Annotated in this window: 13 protein-coding genes; 7 read left to right on the top strand and 6 right to left on the bottom strand. The window is 70.8% G+C overall.

The features are described from left to right. Together DDF67_RS25885 and DDF67_RS02005 are read left to right on the top strand one after the other, a co-directional pair. Positions 1-94: hypothetical protein (locus DDF67_RS25885; RefSeq protein WP_233247513.1), on the top strand; the 94-nt coding region annotated here is incomplete at its 5' end. A 251-nt stretch (positions 95-345) separates the two neighbouring features. Beyond that, complete coding sequence (locus DDF67_RS02005) at positions 346-1,257, top strand: hypothetical protein (RefSeq protein ID WP_109099298.1); 912 nt, start codon at positions 346-348, stop codon at positions 1,255-1,257. A gap of 3 nt (positions 1,258-1,260) precedes the next feature. On the opposite strand, the gene DDF67_RS02010 is transcribed toward DDF67_RS02005, so the two are convergent. The 3 genes from DDF67_RS02010 to amaB form a co-directional block, all read right to left on the bottom strand. After that, a complete protein-coding gene (locus DDF67_RS02010) occupies positions 1,261-2,892 on the bottom strand; it encodes a Na+/H+ antiporter (protein WP_109099299.1) in 1,632 nt (543 codons plus the stop codon). A 109-nt stretch (positions 2,893-3,001) separates the two neighbouring features. Continuing rightward, positions 3,002-3,916: a glycoside hydrolase family 18 protein gene (locus DDF67_RS02015; RefSeq protein WP_109099300.1), complete on the bottom strand. Its 915-nt coding sequence runs from the start codon at positions 3,914-3,916 to the stop codon at positions 3,002-3,004. Between the two features lie 107 nt (positions 3,917-4,023). Beyond that, a complete protein-coding gene (gene amaB / locus DDF67_RS02020) occupies positions 4,024-5,550 on the bottom strand; it encodes an L-piperidine-6-carboxylate dehydrogenase (RefSeq protein ID WP_109099301.1) in 1,527 nt (508 codons plus the stop codon). Between the two features lie 128 nt (positions 5,551-5,678). Between amaB and DDF67_RS02025 the strand changes: the two genes are divergently transcribed. The 4 genes from DDF67_RS02025 to DDF67_RS02040 all read left to right on the top strand — a co-directional run bounded on the left by DDF67_RS02025 (position 5,679) and on the right by DDF67_RS02040 (position 9,267). Next, positions 5,679-6,584, top strand: a complete 906-nt coding sequence (locus DDF67_RS02025; RefSeq protein ID WP_109099302.1) for a polyprenyl synthetase family protein — start codon at positions 5,679-5,681, stop codon at positions 6,582-6,584. Then, the gene (locus tag DDF67_RS02030; protein ID WP_109099303.1) at positions 6,581-7,519 is read left to right on the top strand and encodes an ABC transporter ATP-binding protein; all 939 of its coding nucleotides are present in this window, start codon (positions 6,581-6,583) and stop codon (positions 7,517-7,519) included. The genes DDF67_RS02025 and DDF67_RS02030 overlap by 4 nt, the downstream gene beginning before the upstream one ends. Continuing rightward, positions 7,516-8,718, top strand: a complete 1,203-nt coding sequence (locus DDF67_RS02035) for an ABC transporter permease (RefSeq protein ID WP_109099304.1) — start codon at positions 7,516-7,518, stop codon at positions 8,716-8,718. The genes DDF67_RS02030 and DDF67_RS02035 overlap by 4 nt, the downstream gene beginning before the upstream one ends. 75 nt (positions 8,719-8,793) lie before the next feature. Beyond that, the gene (locus DDF67_RS02040) at positions 8,794-9,267 is read left to right on the top strand and encodes a sterol desaturase family protein (protein ID WP_109099305.1); all 474 of its coding nucleotides are present in this window, start codon (positions 8,794-8,796) and stop codon (positions 9,265-9,267) included. 116 nt (positions 9,268-9,383) lie between these two features. Here DDF67_RS02040 and DDF67_RS02045 read toward each other — a convergent pair whose 3' ends face one another. From DDF67_RS02045 to DDF67_RS02055, 3 genes are all read right to left on the bottom strand, one after another. After that, on the bottom strand, positions 9,384-10,868 hold the full coding sequence (locus tag DDF67_RS02045; RefSeq protein WP_233247503.1) for an amidohydrolase: 1,485 nt from the start codon (positions 10,866-10,868) through the stop codon (positions 9,384-9,386). Positions 10,869-10,987: 119 nt separating this feature from the next. After that, a complete protein-coding gene (locus DDF67_RS02050; protein ID WP_109099306.1) occupies positions 10,988-12,013 on the bottom strand; it encodes a FecR family protein in 1,026 nt (341 codons plus the stop codon). After that, entirely contained in the window at positions 11,976-12,539 is a 564-nt protein-coding gene (locus tag DDF67_RS02055) for an RNA polymerase sigma factor (protein WP_058350622.1), read from the bottom strand. Before DDF67_RS02055 ends, DDF67_RS02050 begins: the two co-directional genes overlap by 38 nt. 252 nt (positions 12,540-12,791) lie before the next feature. Here DDF67_RS02055 and DDF67_RS02060 point away from each other — a divergent pair, with 252 nt between their 5' ends. After that, positions 12,792-15,311: a TonB-dependent receptor domain-containing protein gene (locus DDF67_RS02060; protein ID WP_109099307.1), complete on the top strand. Its 2,520-nt coding sequence runs from the start codon at positions 12,792-12,794 to the stop codon at positions 15,309-15,311. The last annotated feature ends 2 nt before the right edge of the window (positions 15,312-15,313 follow it).

A 15,313-nucleotide genomic window follows, 5' to 3' on the forward strand; every position in this document is an offset into this window, starting at 1 on the left:
CGGCACCCGCAAGCGCATCGTCCGGGCGCTCCACTCCCTCAAGGGCAAGGTGCTGACCAACCCCGCCAAGAAGCACGACAACATCCCGCTCTGAGCCGGGACGCTCCCCCTAAAGGGGAGCTGTCGCGAAGCGACTGAGGGGAAAGGGGGATCTCGCCCCCCATTCCCCAATCCGTAAAATCCCCGCGAAAGCGGGGATTTTACGGATTGGGGTGTTCTGCTTCGGCCCCAGCTTCACGTCCGGCCTGCCTCCACTGAGGCGAAGGCTCGCACCCTCCGATACCATTGCTCACCATCATCGCTTCGTGGTTGTGTGGTTCCTCGACGCTTCGGGGAGGGGGAACCATGAAGACGATGCACTGGACCGGCCGTGGGATCGCGGCGCTTTGCCTGGCCGCCGCGCTGGGGATGGGCGCCGCGCAAGCGCAGACGCCGGCGCAGGACCCGCCGCCGCAGGGCGGCACGGTGACCTTCTCGGCTCCGCCCGCGACACCCGTCCCGCAGCCCGCCGCCGACGCCGGAGACCTCACCGGCGAGGCCCAGGATCGCGCCGAGGCGGCCGATCTGTCGGCGCTGGAATACGAGACCATCTTCCGCATCCTGTTTGGCGTGCTGGCCATCGCGGTGGTGTTGGAGTCGGCCCTGGCGGTGCTGTTCGGCTGGCGGGTGTTCCAGAACCACTTGAGCAGCCGGGGCCTGCGTACGCCGGTGGCCGTCATCGTCGGCTGGCTGGTGGCCCACGGCCTGAAGTTCGACGTGGTCGCCTCGCTGTACCAGGCTCTCTACGGCGGGCAGGGAGAGGTCTCGCCGCTGGGCGGGCTGGGCGTCTTCATCACCGGCCTCGTCCTGGCCGGGGGCAGCGCGGGGGTGAACAACATCCTCAAGGCTCTGGGCTTCCGCCGTATCGGTCCAGCCGAGGGCGCGACGCCGCGTCCGGCCGTCACCGAGGCCTGGTTCAGCGTCACCCTGCAGCGCAAGGACGCGGTCGGTCCTGTGCAGGTGCTGCTGCTGGACGGTACGGGACCGGCGGTGCTTGTCGGCATGATCACCGGCAAGACGCCGCCGCCCGCCTGGGCCGTCGACTTCGTGTCCAACGACGTGCGCTTTCCGCCGGTGGCCGGCCACGTGCTGACGCCGGGCGCGACCTACACCCTGCGGCTGGCGGGCGCGGACAAGGCCGGCGTCCCGGTCCAGAAGGACTGGGGCCCGTTCACGCCCGGCGCCGGCGCGATCATCGACGTCTCGGTGACCCTCTGAGGCCTAGACCCGCAGGCGGGCCTCGGCCAGGTCGAGCTCGCGGGTCAGCTTGGCCTGGGCCGCGCCGTGCACGGCCTTCTGGCGCAGCAGCTTGTGCAGGGCCTGGCGCTCGGCCTGCAGGGCGACCAGGCGGACCTCCTTCTCGAAGCCGCGGGCGCGGCGGGCGGCCTGGGCCACCTCGCCGGTCTGGGCCAGGCCGTCCAGGCGGTCGCGATAGATGTCGACCACCCTGGCCGAGGCGGTCTGGAAGTCGGCGTCGTCGGCGTGCGGCGAGGACGACTGCATGTGCTCGACCGCGTGCACGGCGGCGATCGCCAGCTTGGCCCGGGCTTGCTCAGCCTGTTCCAGCGCGGCGGTGTCGGGCGGCAGCTGCAGGTTCTTCATCAAAAGCGGCAGGGCGACGCTTGAGATCAGCAGCGACAGCACGATCACGCCGGCGGCGAGGAAGATGGCGAGGTCGCGTGCGGGGAATTCCTCGCCCGTGGCGGTGACCAGCGGCAGGGTCAGCACGCCCGCCAGGGTGATGGCCCCGCGTGCGCCGGCGCAGGCCGTGGCGGTGATGATCTTCCAGTCCGGGCTGACCGGGTGGTCGCCGCGGCGGCGAGCCCGCAACAGGGTCAGCTTCAGCGAGCCCCACACCCAGGCGAAGCGCAGGACGCCCAGGCTCAGCGTGATGGCCACGACATAGATCGCCAGCCACCAGGGTTCGTGGTGGCCGGTGCTGCGCACGGTCTCGACCGCGCCGGCCAGGATCGACGGCAGCTGTTCGCCCAGCAGGACGAAGATCACGCCGTTGGCGGTGAACTGCAGGGTGTCCCAGACCATGTTGCGACGAACGCGGGTGGCGGCCACGGTCTGGCGCGCGGCTTCCGAGAAGCTCATGGCCACGCCGGCGGCGACGGCGGCCAGGATGCCCGAGGCGTGCACCTTTTCGGCCAGCAGGTAGGCGGCGAACGGGATCAGAAGGCTGACCAGGGTCTGGGGGCCGGCGTCCTCGGCGCCGGCGCGGCTGAGCCAAGCGTTCAGCGTCGTCACCACCAGGGTGGTCAGCACGCCGATGACGATGCCGGCCAGCGCCACCCAGGCGAAGTTCAGCACCGCCTCGTGCAGCACGAAGCTGCCGGTCAGGGCCGCGGCGATGGCGAAGCGCAGGCAGACCAGGCCCGAGGCGTCGTTCAGCAGCGACTCGCCCTCGAGGATGTGCATCAGCCGCTTGGGGATCGCCACCCGCTGTGCGATGGCTGACACGGCGATCGGGTCGGTTGGCGAGATCACCGCCGCCAGGGCGAAGGCCACGGCCAGCGGCATGGACGGGATCATCCAGTGGATGAACAGGCCCACCCCCAGCACGGTCAGGACCACCAGGCCCAGCGCCAGCTCCAGGATGATGGGCAAGTCCTTGAAGAACTCGTCCTTGGGAATGCGCCAGCCGTCGAGGAACAGCAGCGGCGGCAGGAACAGCAGGAAGAAGAGGTGCGGATCGAGCGAGACCGGCGTCTTGGTGACCATCGCGATCAGGGCGCCCAGGCCGATCTGCACCAGGGGCGCGGGGACAGCGAGGGGAAGGAACCGGGCGGCCGCGCCGCTCAGGACGACGGCGGCCAGAAGGGCCAGAACGATCTCGACAGTCTGCACGCTCACCTCATCACCGTTTGGGTGGAGTTACCCTAGGGTGATGCGTCCGGGGATGCGACCCATAAAGGCCCCCGCCGCCGGCTTGCCGGAACGGGGGCCTTGCGGGACGTCAGGCGTCGACCGGTTCGCGCGCCGAGGTCGAGGCGCCCAGGCCGGCGCTGATCGCCTTGGCGTAGTCGGCCGGGGTCGGACCGCCGCCAGGCTCGGTCGAGAAGATGCCGCTGCTGTTCCACAGGAAGCCGCCGGTGATGCCCGAGCCGGCCAGGTGCGCGAACATCTGCTGGATGTAGGACGGATCACCGCCCTGGGCGCCCTCCACCGCGTAACCGGGCACGATGAAGGCGTAGGGGTCGGTCACGCCGGTGTCGGGCGTCTGCGCGACGAGTTGGGCCCACAGCTTGGGATGGTTGCCGGCGCCGCCCGCATAGCACTGCAGGTTCATCCACTTGACGATCTGCTTCTTGCCGTTCTGGGCGTAGACGTCGGCCAGGCAGCCCGTCCAGAAGGCGTCGGCGGTGTAGGGGCAGTAGGTGGCGTAGAGACCAAGCGAGCCGACGTCGAGCGTCAGGGTGACGATCATCTTCTGGTCGTCGGTGGTGTAGTCGCCCTCGTAGTCGAAATCGACGCCGGTGATCCCGAAGGTCGACTGCAGCACGGCCAGGTTCTTCTTCACCTGGTCGCGCGCGGCCAGCCAGGCGGTGAAGTCGCTGGTGGTGCCCCAGGCGCCGACCGAGACCAGCAGGTCGCGCACGCTGCCGCCGCTCATCAGTTGCTTGACCAGGGCCGGATAGTCGGGATTGACGCCGCTGGAGCCGTTGGTGGCGTACTGGATCTGGCCTTTGCTGACGAACAGCGTGTCGTTCAGATAGAGGTCGCCGCCCTCGTGGATGTGGATCGACCACAGGATCACGGTGGTGATGCCCTGGTTCAGCTGCTGCGCCTGGGTGGCGTAGGGCACGGGCGGGGTGGGATAGCCGTCCTGGAACAGGCCGTTGCCGTAGATGGCGATGGGATAGGCCGACATGACGTTGCCTCCGGCTCGGGAATGAGCGGGCGCACGCTACGGCTGACGACAACTTCAGGGTGTGATCTTATTCACTCTCGCAAAAAGTTTATAAGGCGCAGCTTGTTCTACAGATCGAAGCGCACGCCCTGGGCCAGGGGCAGGGCGCCGGAATAGTTCACGGTCGCGGTCTGGCGGCGCATGTACTGCTTCCAGGCGTCCGAGCCGCTTTCGCGGCCGCCGCCGGTCTCCTTCTCGCCGCCGAACGCCCCGCCGATCTCGGCGCCCGACGGCCCGATATTGACGTTGGCGATGCCGCAGTCGCTGCCCCAGGGGCCCATGAACGCCTCGGCCTCGCGCACGTCGTTGGTCATCACGCAGGACGACAGCTTCTGGGGGACATCGTTCTGCATCGCCACCGCCTCGTCGAACTCGGCATAGGGCACGACGTAGAGCAGAGGGGCGAAGGTCTCGCGGGCCATGCCGGCCGTCGGCGCGGGCAGGTGGGCCAGCGCGGGGCGGACGTAGAAGGCGTCGGGCGCGTCGGCCAGGTTCAGCCGCTCGCCGCCGATGATCTCGGCGCCGTCGGCCCGGGCCTGGTCGAGGGCATGGACGAAGGCCTCGTAGGCGGCCTTGTCGACCAGCGGCCCCAGCAGCACCCCGTCCTGGCGCGGGTCGCCGGCCGGCAGGCGGGCGAAGGCGGCAGCCACGGCGTCGCCCAGCTTGTCGACCAGGCTCTCGTGCACGATCAGGCGGCGCAACGAGGTGCAGCGCTGGCCGGCCGTGCCGGCGGCCGAGAACACGATGGCGCGCAGGGCCAGCGACAGGTCGGCGCTGGGGGCGACGATCATGGCGTTGTTGCCGCCCAGCTCCAGGATCGAGCGGCCGAAGCGTTCGGCCACGACCGGGGCCAGCGCCTTGCCCATGCGGGTCGAGCCGGTGGCGGAAACCAGCGGCACGCGCGGATCGCGGGCCAGGCGCTCGCCGGCGTCGCGGCCGCCCAGCACCACGCACGACAGGCCGGCCGGGGCGTCCTCGCCAAAGCGGGCGATGGCGCGGTCCAGCAGGGCCTGGGTCGCAAGGGCCGTCAGCGGCGTCTTCTCCGACGGCTTCCAGATCACCGGATCGCCGCAGACCAGGGCCAGGCAGGCGTTCCAGGCCCAGACCGCGACGGGGAAGTTGAAGGCGCTGATCACGGCGACGGGGCCCAGCGGATGCCAGGTCTCGCGCATGGCGTGGCCGGGGCGCTCCGAGGCGATGGTCAGGCCGTGCAGCTGGCGCGACAGGCCGACGGCGAAGTCGCAGATGTCGATCATCTCCTGCACCTCGCCGGCGCCTTCGGAGGCGATCTTGCCGGCTTCGAGGGTGACCAGGGCGGCGAGGTCGGCCCTGGCCGCCCGCAGCTCCTCGCCCAGCAGCCGGACCAGCTCGCCGCGGCGCGGGGCGGGCACGCAGCGCCAGGCGCGGAAGGCGCGGGCCGCGCTCGCGACCTTGGCCTCGATGGCCCTGGCGTCGTCGAAGGCGACATGGGCCATGACCTGGCCGTCGATCGGCGAGCGCACGAGGCTGCCGCCGTCGGCGGAAAGGCCCGTGACGCCCAGGCGGGCCAGGATCTCGCGGGCGTGGGCGGCGGGAGAGGGCAGGGGCTGGGACATGCCGCATGGACGCGCCCTGCGCGCTTGCGGTCAAGACCCGCCGGCTCCACCCGCTCGGGTTGACGCCGCGACAGGGCGCCTTCAAATGACTGGCCCGCGACTGGGCGGGGGAGGCATCGACTCGCGAGATGGACGACCAGGTCGCCTTGCAACAGGGATTGCTGCCACGGATCGAGGCCCTGCGGGCGCGCGTCGACCGCCGTCTGGCCGAGCTGGCCCCCGCGCCGGGAACCGCTCCTGACCGCCTCGTCGAAGCCGTCCGCTATTCGCTGCTGGCGCCGGGCAAGCGCTTTCGTCCGATGCTGACCCTGCTGGCCGCCGAAGCCTTCGGGGCGAGCGAGGGCGCGGCGCTGGACGCGGCCTGCGCCTTCGAGATGATCCATGCCGCCTCGCTGATCCTCGACGACCTGCCGGCCATGGACGATGCGGGCCTGCGGCGGGGGCTGCCCACGATTCACCGTGCCTTCGACGAGGCCACCGCCATCCTCGCGGGCGTGGGCCTGCTGAACCAGGCCTATGCGGTGATCGCCGCCGACAAAGGCCTGCCGGGCGATCTGCGCGCCGAGATCAGCGGCCGCGCCGCGCAGGCCGTGGGCTTCATGGGCCTGGTCGCCGGCCAGGCCCGCGACCTGCTCGATCGCGACCAGCTGCGCGACATGGCCGCCATCGACCGCCTGAACCACGAGAAGACCGGCGTGCTGATCATCGCCGCCGCCCAGGTCGGGGCGCTGATCGGCGGCGCCGACGCGGCCGCCGTCGAGCAGGTGGGCGAGTTCGCCCGCCGAGTGGGCCTGGCCTTCCAGATCCGCGACGACATCATCGACGCCGAGGGCTCGGTCGAGGCGGCCGGCAAGGACGTCGGCAAGGACGCGTCGATGACCACGGCCGTGACGCGCCTGGGCCTTTCCGGCGCCCGCGCGGCCATGGAAGAGCACCTGGCCCTGGCCGAGGCGGCGCTGAACGCGGCCGGCGGCGGCGGCCTGCTCGGGGTCTATGCCGGACGGTTGTTCGCCGGGCGCAAGGCGGCGGCGTGAATCCAGAGCCTATTCTGGTCGCTGAAGGCGTCGTGCGGTCCTATGGCCAGCGCCGCGTCCTGAAGGGCGTCGACCTGTCGCTGCGCCCCGGCCAGATCTACGCCCTGCTGGGCCACAACGGGGCGGGCAAGACCACGCTGGTGCGGGCCATCTGCGGCCGGCTGCGGCCCGACGCGGGCAGCGTGCTTCTGAACGGCGCCGATCCGGCCCGCGTCCCCGCCGCCCGCGCGGGCCTTGGCCTCGTGCCGCAGGAGATCGCCCTCTACGCCAACCTGTCGGTGCGCGAGAACATCGAGACCTTCGCCGTTCTGGCCGAGGTGCCGCGCGCCAGGATCCCGGCCGCCGTGCGACGGGCCATGGAGCTGACCCGCACGCTGGAGCGCGCCGATGCGCCGGTCCGCACCCTGTCGGGCGGCTTCCAGCGTCGCGCCAACATCGCCGCGGCCATCGTTCACGAACCGACCCTGCTGATCCTCGACGAGCCGACGGTGGGGGTCGACATCGACGCCCGCGAGGCCGTCGACGCTGTGATCCGCGACCTGCGCGACCTGGGCGTGGCGGTGCTGATCGTCACCCACGACCTCGACCAGGCCGGCGCCCTGGCCGACCGCGTCGGCTTCCTGCGCGACGGCTCCATGGTGCTGGAAGGCGAGCCGCGCGCCCTGGTGGCCGAGGCGTTCGGCGACCAGATGGAGATCCTCGTCCACCTGTCCGAAGGTGTCGACATGGCCGGCGAGATCCATCTTGCCGCCGAGGGTCTGGAGCCCACCCGCCGCCAGGGCGTCTGGACGCGTCTGGACAGCGGCGGCTATGGCGCTGCGGGCCGGCTGGACACGCGTCTGCGCCAGTTGGGCCTTGCCCCTCGCGAGATCCGCGTGCGCCAGCCGTCGCTGGCCAACCTGTTCAGCCTCGTCGCCGAACGGAAGGCCGCATGAGAGCGCGTTTGGCCATGGCGCTGGCCATGATGCGAGTGATGGCCCTGGAGCTGTGGCGCGATCGCGCGGCCCTGGTCATGACCTTCCTGCTGCCGCCGCTGGTGTTCCTGATCTTCTCGTCGGTGTTCGCCGGAACCTCGGGCGACAACCTGCAGCCCAAGATCGCCGTCGCCGACCAGGCCGGGACCGAGGCCTCGCGCCGCGTCGCCGCCGCCCTGCTGAAGAGCCCCGACGTCCGCGCCGAGACCGCGCCCGACGCGGCGGCCGTGCGCTCGCGCGTGAAGTCGGGCCAGGTCGACGCCGGCCTCGTCATCAGCGCCGATCCCGCCAGGCCGGGCAAGCCGTTCCTGATCATCGCCGACCCGTCGCGGGCCGTGGCCGCGCCCCTGACCCAGGCCCGCACCCAGCAGGCCCTGGCCGCCGCCGCGCCCGATGTGGTGCTGCATCGCTCCGTTCAGTCCCTGACGCCCGCCCTGGGCGTCCTGACGCCGGTCCAGTCGGCCCGCGTCGACGCCGCCGCCGCGCAGCTGCGCGCCAGGCCGCCGGCCGTAAAGGACGACCTGTTCGCCCGCGAGGACATCGCCGGGGCCCGCAAGGGCGGGGCGGTGATCGCCTATTACGCCGGGGCGGTGATGATCCTGTTCGCCCTGTTCTCGGCCATGCAGGGGGCGCTGTCGCTGATGGAGGAGCGCCGCGCCGGCGTCGCCGACCGCCTGCTGGCGGGCGTGGCCGGCATGGGTCCGGTGGTCACGGGCAAGTTCCTGTTCCTGACCGCCCAGGCCTTCGTCCAGGCGGTGATGATCTTCATGGTGGCGCAGGCCATCTACGGCGTCGAGGCGCTGCAGCACCTGGCGCTCTGGCTGCCCACCACCCTGGCGGCCGGGATCTGCTCGGCGGGCCTGGCGCTGGGCCTCGTCTCGCTGTGCCGCACGCGCGACCAGGCCCAGATGCTGTCGACCTTCGTGATCCTGGTGCTGGCGGCGATCGGCGGCAGCATGGCTCCGCGTTTCCTGATGCCAGCCTGGCTGCAGAGCCTGGGCTGGTTCACGCCCCACGCCTGGGTGATCGACGCCTATCAGGCCGTGCTCTGGCGCGACGCCGGGATCGCGGCGGTGTATAAGGCCTGGCTCGTGCTGGCCGCCGTGGGCGCTGCGGGCCTGCTCGTGGCCCAGGCCCTGTCGCGCGATCCGCAGCGCTAGGACTTTGCGCTAGAACAAGGACGGGAGCCGAAGGCCTGCTGCAGTCAGGTCGCCGGCTTTGGAGTTAGAGAAGCGATGGTCACCTTCGGTCTCAAGGTCGCCCTGTTCCTGGGCGCCTTCGCCTTCATGGAAGGCTTCGCCTGGTTCACCCACAAGTACGTCATGCACGGCTTCGGGTGGGCCTGGCACCGCTCGCACCACGAGCCGCGCCACGGCGCCTTCGAGCTGAACGACCTGTTCGCGGTGGTGTTCGCCGCGCCCGCCATCGTCGCCATCTATTTCGGGACCAGCGGCTATCCGTGGCTGCTGCCGATCGGTCTGGGGATCACCGCCTACGGCGCGGTCTATTTCATCTTCCACGACGGCATGGTGCACCAGCGCTTCAAGGTTCCGCTGGGCAAGTCGGCCTACTGGAAGCGCCTGATCCAGGCCCACCGCATCCACCACGCGGTTCACACCAAGGAGAGCGCGGTCTCGTTCGGCTTCCTGCTGGCCCGCCCGATCCGCGAGCTGAAGGCCAAGCTGAAGGCGCGGGGCGTCCAGGCCTGACAGGCGTTGGTGGTCCTCTTCCTTCGACAGGCTCAGGATGAGGACCATTTCAACGACGGTTCAGTAGATATCCTCACCCTGAGCCCGTCGCGGGGCGAGGATATCCTTGGCTACGCTTACTCCGCGCCGCCCGGCTTGCGGTAGTCGAGCGGCGGCTTGCGGTCGCCGACCATGGCCTTGTACTGGAAGCCGTCGCCGCGGCGGGCGTTCAGCTCGGCCTTGGCGTCGGCGATCAGCTTGGGGTTCATGAACAGCTCGGCGCCAGTGATCGACAGGGTCTTGGCCGCGACGGCCGCGCCCTTCAGGCCGATCGTCGAACCGGCTGCCGCCACGTTCTGCCAGCTGTGGCCGGCCGAGCCCGGGACGAAGGTCGCCGTCGACAGACCCACGGTCGGCGTCACCCACGAGATGTCCGACACGTCGGTCGAGCCGCCGACGCCGCCCTTGGTGTCGGCCGGGGCGTAGGACTGGATCTTGCCCACCGAGGCCAGGTCGCCGCCGCCGTTGGTCAGGCTGGTGGCCAGGGTCTTGGCGAAGGCGGTCTCTTCCGGCGTCCAGGTGACGCCGCCGACACTGGTCAGGCTGTCGTGCATCACCTTGCCCAGCACGTCGTTGGGCAGCAGGTTGTAGACGCCGCCGGTCTGCTCGAACTCGACGGTGGTCTCGGTGGCCATGGCCGCACCGTCGGCCGCCTTCTTGATGCGGTCCATGACGCTGACCACGATCTTCGGGTCGCTGTTGCGAACGTAGTAATAGACCTCGGCGAAGTCGGGCACGACGTTCGGGGCCTTGCCGCCGTTGGTGATCACGTAGTGGATCCGCGTGCCGTCCGGGATGTGCTCGCGCATGAAGTTGGCGGCGGTGTCCAGCACCTCCACGCCGTCCAGCGCCGAGCGGCCCGCCCACGGGGCGCCCGAGGCGTGCGAGGACTTGCCGCGGAAGCGGAACTTGCCGCTGATATTGGCCATCGAGGTGCCCTGGCGGGCCGAGTTCTCGTTGCCCGGGTGCCAGTGCAGCGTCACGTCGACGTCGTTGAACAGGCCTTCGCGGACCATGTAGACCTTGCCCGAACCGCCTTCCTCGGCCGGGGTGCCGTAGACGCGGACCTCGCCCTGCACCTTGTTCTGGATCATCCACGCCTTGAGGGCGACCGCGCCGGCCACCGAGGCCGCACCGAACAGGTTGTGACCGCAGCCGTGGCCGTTGTCGGTTTCAGGACGCGGGGTCTTGGTCGGGGCGGCGGCCTGCGACAGGCCGGGCAGGGCGTCGAACTCGGCCAGGATGGCGATCACCGGGCCCTTGCCCTGCTTGAAGCTGGCGACGAAGGCGGTCGGTTCGTCGGCGACGCCGGCCTTCACCTCGAAGCCCGCGGCCTTCAGCTGGTCCTGCAGGACGACGGTGCTCTTGGTTTCCAGGTAGCCCAGCTCGGCATAGTCCCAGATCTTCAGGGCGGCTTCGTTCATCTGCGGGGTGTAGGCGTCGACGTTCGCCTTCAGCTGGGTCTTCTGCGCGGCGTTCAGCGGCGCGGCGATGGCGCTGCTGGCCATCAGCATGGAAACGCCAACCAGCCTGGCGGCGGCGGTCTTGAGGATCGAAGTCACGAAAAGCCTCCCTGCGAACGGCGCGAACGGCGCCGCTGTCGGTATTCATGACGCAGGCCGGAGGCGGTTCCTCAACCAGAGACGATATTTCCCTCTCTCGATGAGGGAGGGATCACACCCTACGGCGAAACCAGGACGATCTCGCCGCCCGCGCCGGTCTTCACCTTGGCCGCGCCGTAGGCGCTGAGGGCGTCGACGAAGCCAGCCACATCGCCGGTCTTGAAGCGGCCGCTCATCGGGGTGGCGGCCACGCGCGGGGAGTCGATGCGGATCTTGCGCACCGAATAGCGGTTCAGCTCGCCGACGATCTGTTCCAGCGGCTGGTTGTCGAAGATCAGGCTGCCGTCGCGCCAGCTGGTCAGGGCGGCCACGTCGGCGGCGGCCACGGCCCAGGTCGAGCCGGCCTGCTGCTCCAGGCGCGAGCCCGGCAGCAGGTCGACGCTGTTGCGGCCGGCAGGGTCGGCGACGCGGATCTTGCCTTCCAGCAGGCTGACCGACCACTTGCCCGGATCGATCCGCACATTGAAGGCGGTGCCCAGGGCGGTGACCGTGCGGCCGTCGGCGGTGACCACGAACGGACGCTGCGGGTTCTTGGCCACCTGGAAGAAGGCTTCGCCGCGATCGAGCGTCAGGGCGCGGCGCGGGCCCCATTCGGTGACGCGCAGCACCGAGTCGGTCGACAGGGTGGCGATCGAGCCGTCGGCCAGGGTGATGATCTTCTGCTCGCCCACGCCGGTGCGATAGACCGCCTGGGCGGTCTGGGCGGGGGCGACGGCCGGCGCGTGGTCGGACGGCGCGGTCGCCAGCCACAGGGCCGTGCCGAAGCCGCCGGCCGTGACCAGGGCGGCGACGGCGGCGGCCCAGCGCATCTGCGGGCGGGCGCGGCGGCGCTGCTGGTCGGCGGCCAGGTCGGCGTTCAGGCGGGCGCGGGCCGCCAGGATCTCGGGTTCGTCGGTCAGGGCGCCGATGCGGGCCCAGGCGTCCGAAGCCGAGGCATAGGCGTCCTTGTTGGCCGGATCGGCCTTCAGCCAGGAATCGAAGTCACGCCGCAGGCCAAGGTCGTTCGGCCGGTTCTGCAGACGCGCGACCCATTCCGCGGCGTCCGGTTCACCGGAAGAAGCCAGGTTTGGGACGGTGTGGCGCATCGTGTTCCTGCAGACGGCTCGTCAGGTGCTTGAGAGCCTTGGCGACGTGTTTCTCGACCGCGCTGACTGAGAGTCCCAGTTGAGCGGCCGCCGCCTTGTAACTCATGCCTTCAAATCGCACGAGCATGAATGCAGCGCGCGTCCTTAAGGGAAGGTCACCGAGGGCGGCAGCGGCGACGGCGGCCTGCTCCTTGGCTTGAAGAATGCGGTCCGGAGACAGTTCGTCGAGGGGGTGATGAACCTCCTCCAGTTCGCAGTGCGCCTGGCGCTTGCGAACCGTGTCGCGCCGGCGGCGATCCAGAAGGACGTTGGTCGCCGTCTGGAAGATGAAGCTGCCGAGGTTCGACACTTCCCCGCCGTCACGGCGGTTATGCAGTCGAAGAAGCACTTCCTGGACGAGGTCGTCGACCTCGCCGCCCTCCACTCTTCTGCGGAAGAAAGCCTTCAGGGCCTGCTGGTAGGGCAGGGAAGCCTGGGCCAGGCCCTCGCTTCCACGCGCTCCAGCGGCAAGATTCGCCAGCGCCATTCGTCGTCCCCGACACAACGAGTCTTTTTTGTTGCGATCATTCGTCAGCAGCGTGACGGCGCGGTCAACCCACGTTCTCGCTCTTGCCGCAGGGGCGCCCCGCCTGCCAGATTATGAGGCAGAGTCCTCCGTGCGGTCCCCCTGGCCCGGGCGCGGGGACCGGATCGCCGGTCAACGGCGACGAGGGGACTGGCCTTGGCGAACGCAGCAGTGGAGGAAGGGGCGCTGCCGCGTACTGGAGCCCCGGGGGTTTTGCACATACGTCATCGTCGCTGCGCGCTCGCCGGCTGGCTGGCGCTCGCCGCGTTCGCGACCCCCGTGGTCGCGGCGGCCGCGCCGCGCCGAGTCGATATCGCCGCCGGCACGCCGATGGCCCGCGCCCTGACCGCCTTCTCCGCCCAGACCGACATCGAAATCCTGTTCAACCCGGTCCTGGTGACCGGCCTGCGCGCCCCGCGCGTGCGCGGCCGGCTGGAGGCCGACGAGGCGTTGGATCGGCTGCTGGCCGGCTCTGGCCTCGTGGCGCGGCGTCACGGCGGCCGGCTGCTGATCGAGCGCGGCACGCCCGAGCGTCCGCCGCCGCCAGCCGCCCCGATCGCTCCCATCGTCTCGGCCGAGATCGACGCGGTGATGGTCACAGCCCTGCGCCGGGCCACGGCCGAGCAGAACACCCCGCTGTCGATCCGCGCCATCAGCGGCGAGGCCCTGAACGCGGCGGGCGCGGTGACCTTCGAGCGCGTGGCCCAGCGCCTGCCGGGCCTGACCCTGACCAGCACGGGCGTTGGCCGCATGCGCATGACCCTGCGCGGCGTCTATGGTTCGGGCGAGGCGACGACGGCGCTTTACTACAACGACATTCCGGTCTCCGGGCCCAGCGGCACCACGGCCGATCCAGGCGGCTCCTTCCCCGACCTGTTGCTGGTCGACGTCGACCGGCTGGAGGTGCTGCGCGGGCCGCAGGGCACGCTCTACGGCTCCAGCGCCATGGGCGGGGCCATGAAGGTGGCCTTCAATCGCGCCGATCCGTCCCGCGACCAGCTGGGCCTGGAGATCGAGGGCGGGGTGGTCGGCGGCCGGGCCGGCGGCGCGGTCACGGCCGTCGCCAACAAGGCCTTCGCCGACGATCGCGCGGCCGTGCGCCTGACCGCCTATCGCCGCGACGAGGCGGCCTTCTCCGACAATGCGCGCCTTGGCCTCCAGGGGGTCAATGCCGGCCGCACGGTCGGCGGGCGCCTGGCCGCGGTCTGGCGGCCCAGCGAGGCGTTGCGTTTCGACCTGCTGCTGACCGCCCAGGACTCGCGCCTGAACGACACCGGCGCCGGCGCCCCGGGCGAGCCCTCGCACGTCTCGCGCAACTTCGTCCGTACGCCCTTCGACAGCGAGGTGCTGTTCGGCGCGCTGTCGATGGAGAGCCGGCTTCCCGGCGTTCGCTTCTCCGCCTCGCTGGCCCGCTACCAGTGGAACAACACCCGCCAGATCGACTATACCGGCACCCTGCAGGCCGAGCGCGGCAGCGCCGCCGGCTGCGCCCGCTGGCTGGCCCTCGGCTCCAGCCTGGCCTGCGACGCCGGGCAGATGGGCGCCTACGCCTCCTACGTCGACAGCCGCACGCCGGGCCTGCTGTACCAGCCCATCGACCTGACCGCCGACGTGCGCGAGGCGCGCCTGACCTCTGATCGCGACGGACCCCTGCAGTGGACGGTCGGCGTCTTCTCCGAGACCCGCAGCGACACCATCGACAGCCAGGTGCGCGTCGCCGATCCCCGCACCGGCCTGCCGGTCGACGCGGCGGGCTTCACCGGCCGGCGCATCGTCGATACCCGCCTGGACCAGGTGGCCGTCTACGGCGAGGCCACCCTGGCGCTCGACGACCGTTCCGACATCACCATCGGCGCGCGCCGCTTCTCCTACGACAAGAAGACCGTCGGCGAGGTGCTGGTGGTCAACGTCATCTCCGACACCTCGGGCGGCAATTTCCGCAACCGGGTCGAGGAGACCGGCTGGAGCGTCAAGGGCATGGCCTCGCGCCGCTTCACCCCGCGCGTGATGGGCTACATGCAGATCTCGCAGGGCTTCCGGCCGGGCGGCATAAACACCGCGCCGGGCCTGCCGTCCGGCCTGCAGGCCTATGGCTCCGACACGCTGTGGAACCGCGAACTGGGCCTGAAGTCGCGCTGGCTGGGCGGGCGGCTGTCGGCGAACCTGGCGCTCTACAGCATCGACTGGCGCGACATGCAGTACTCGGCGACCAGCGACAACGGCGCCTTCGCCTTCGTCACCAACCTTGGCCGCGCGCGCATCGACGGCGCCGAGTTCGACGCGACCTGGAGCCGGAGAGGCGCCAAGGTCGGCTTCAACTTCGCCGCCACCGAGGCGGTGCTGAGCCGCGACCAGACCACCGGCGCCCTGGCGGGCCTGGGGCGCGAGGGCGACCACCTGCCGGCGGTGCCGCGCTTGGCCTTCACCCTGTGGGGCGAGTCCCGCCGCGAGCTGGCCGGCGGCGCGGCCCTGATCCTCACCGGCTCGGCCGCCTATGTCGGCGAGTCCCGATCGACCTTCGAGTCGGTCAGCCCCGGCGCGGGACGCGACCTGGGCGGCGTGACCCTGATCGACGGCCGCGTGGCGCTCGAGGTCGGCCGTCGCTCGGTCGGGGTGTTCGTCGAGAACCTGCTCGACTCCGATGCGCCGCTGTTCATCACCGCCGGCCGCTTGCCGCAGTCGTTCTCGCCCCAGCCGCGCCGCGTGGGGCTCAGCATCCGCTTCGCCTACTGAGA

Origin of the sequence: Caulobacter endophyticus, assembly GCF_003116815.1 — a bacterium.
Lineage (GTDB): Bacteria > Pseudomonadota > Alphaproteobacteria > Caulobacterales > Caulobacteraceae > Caulobacter > Caulobacter endophyticus.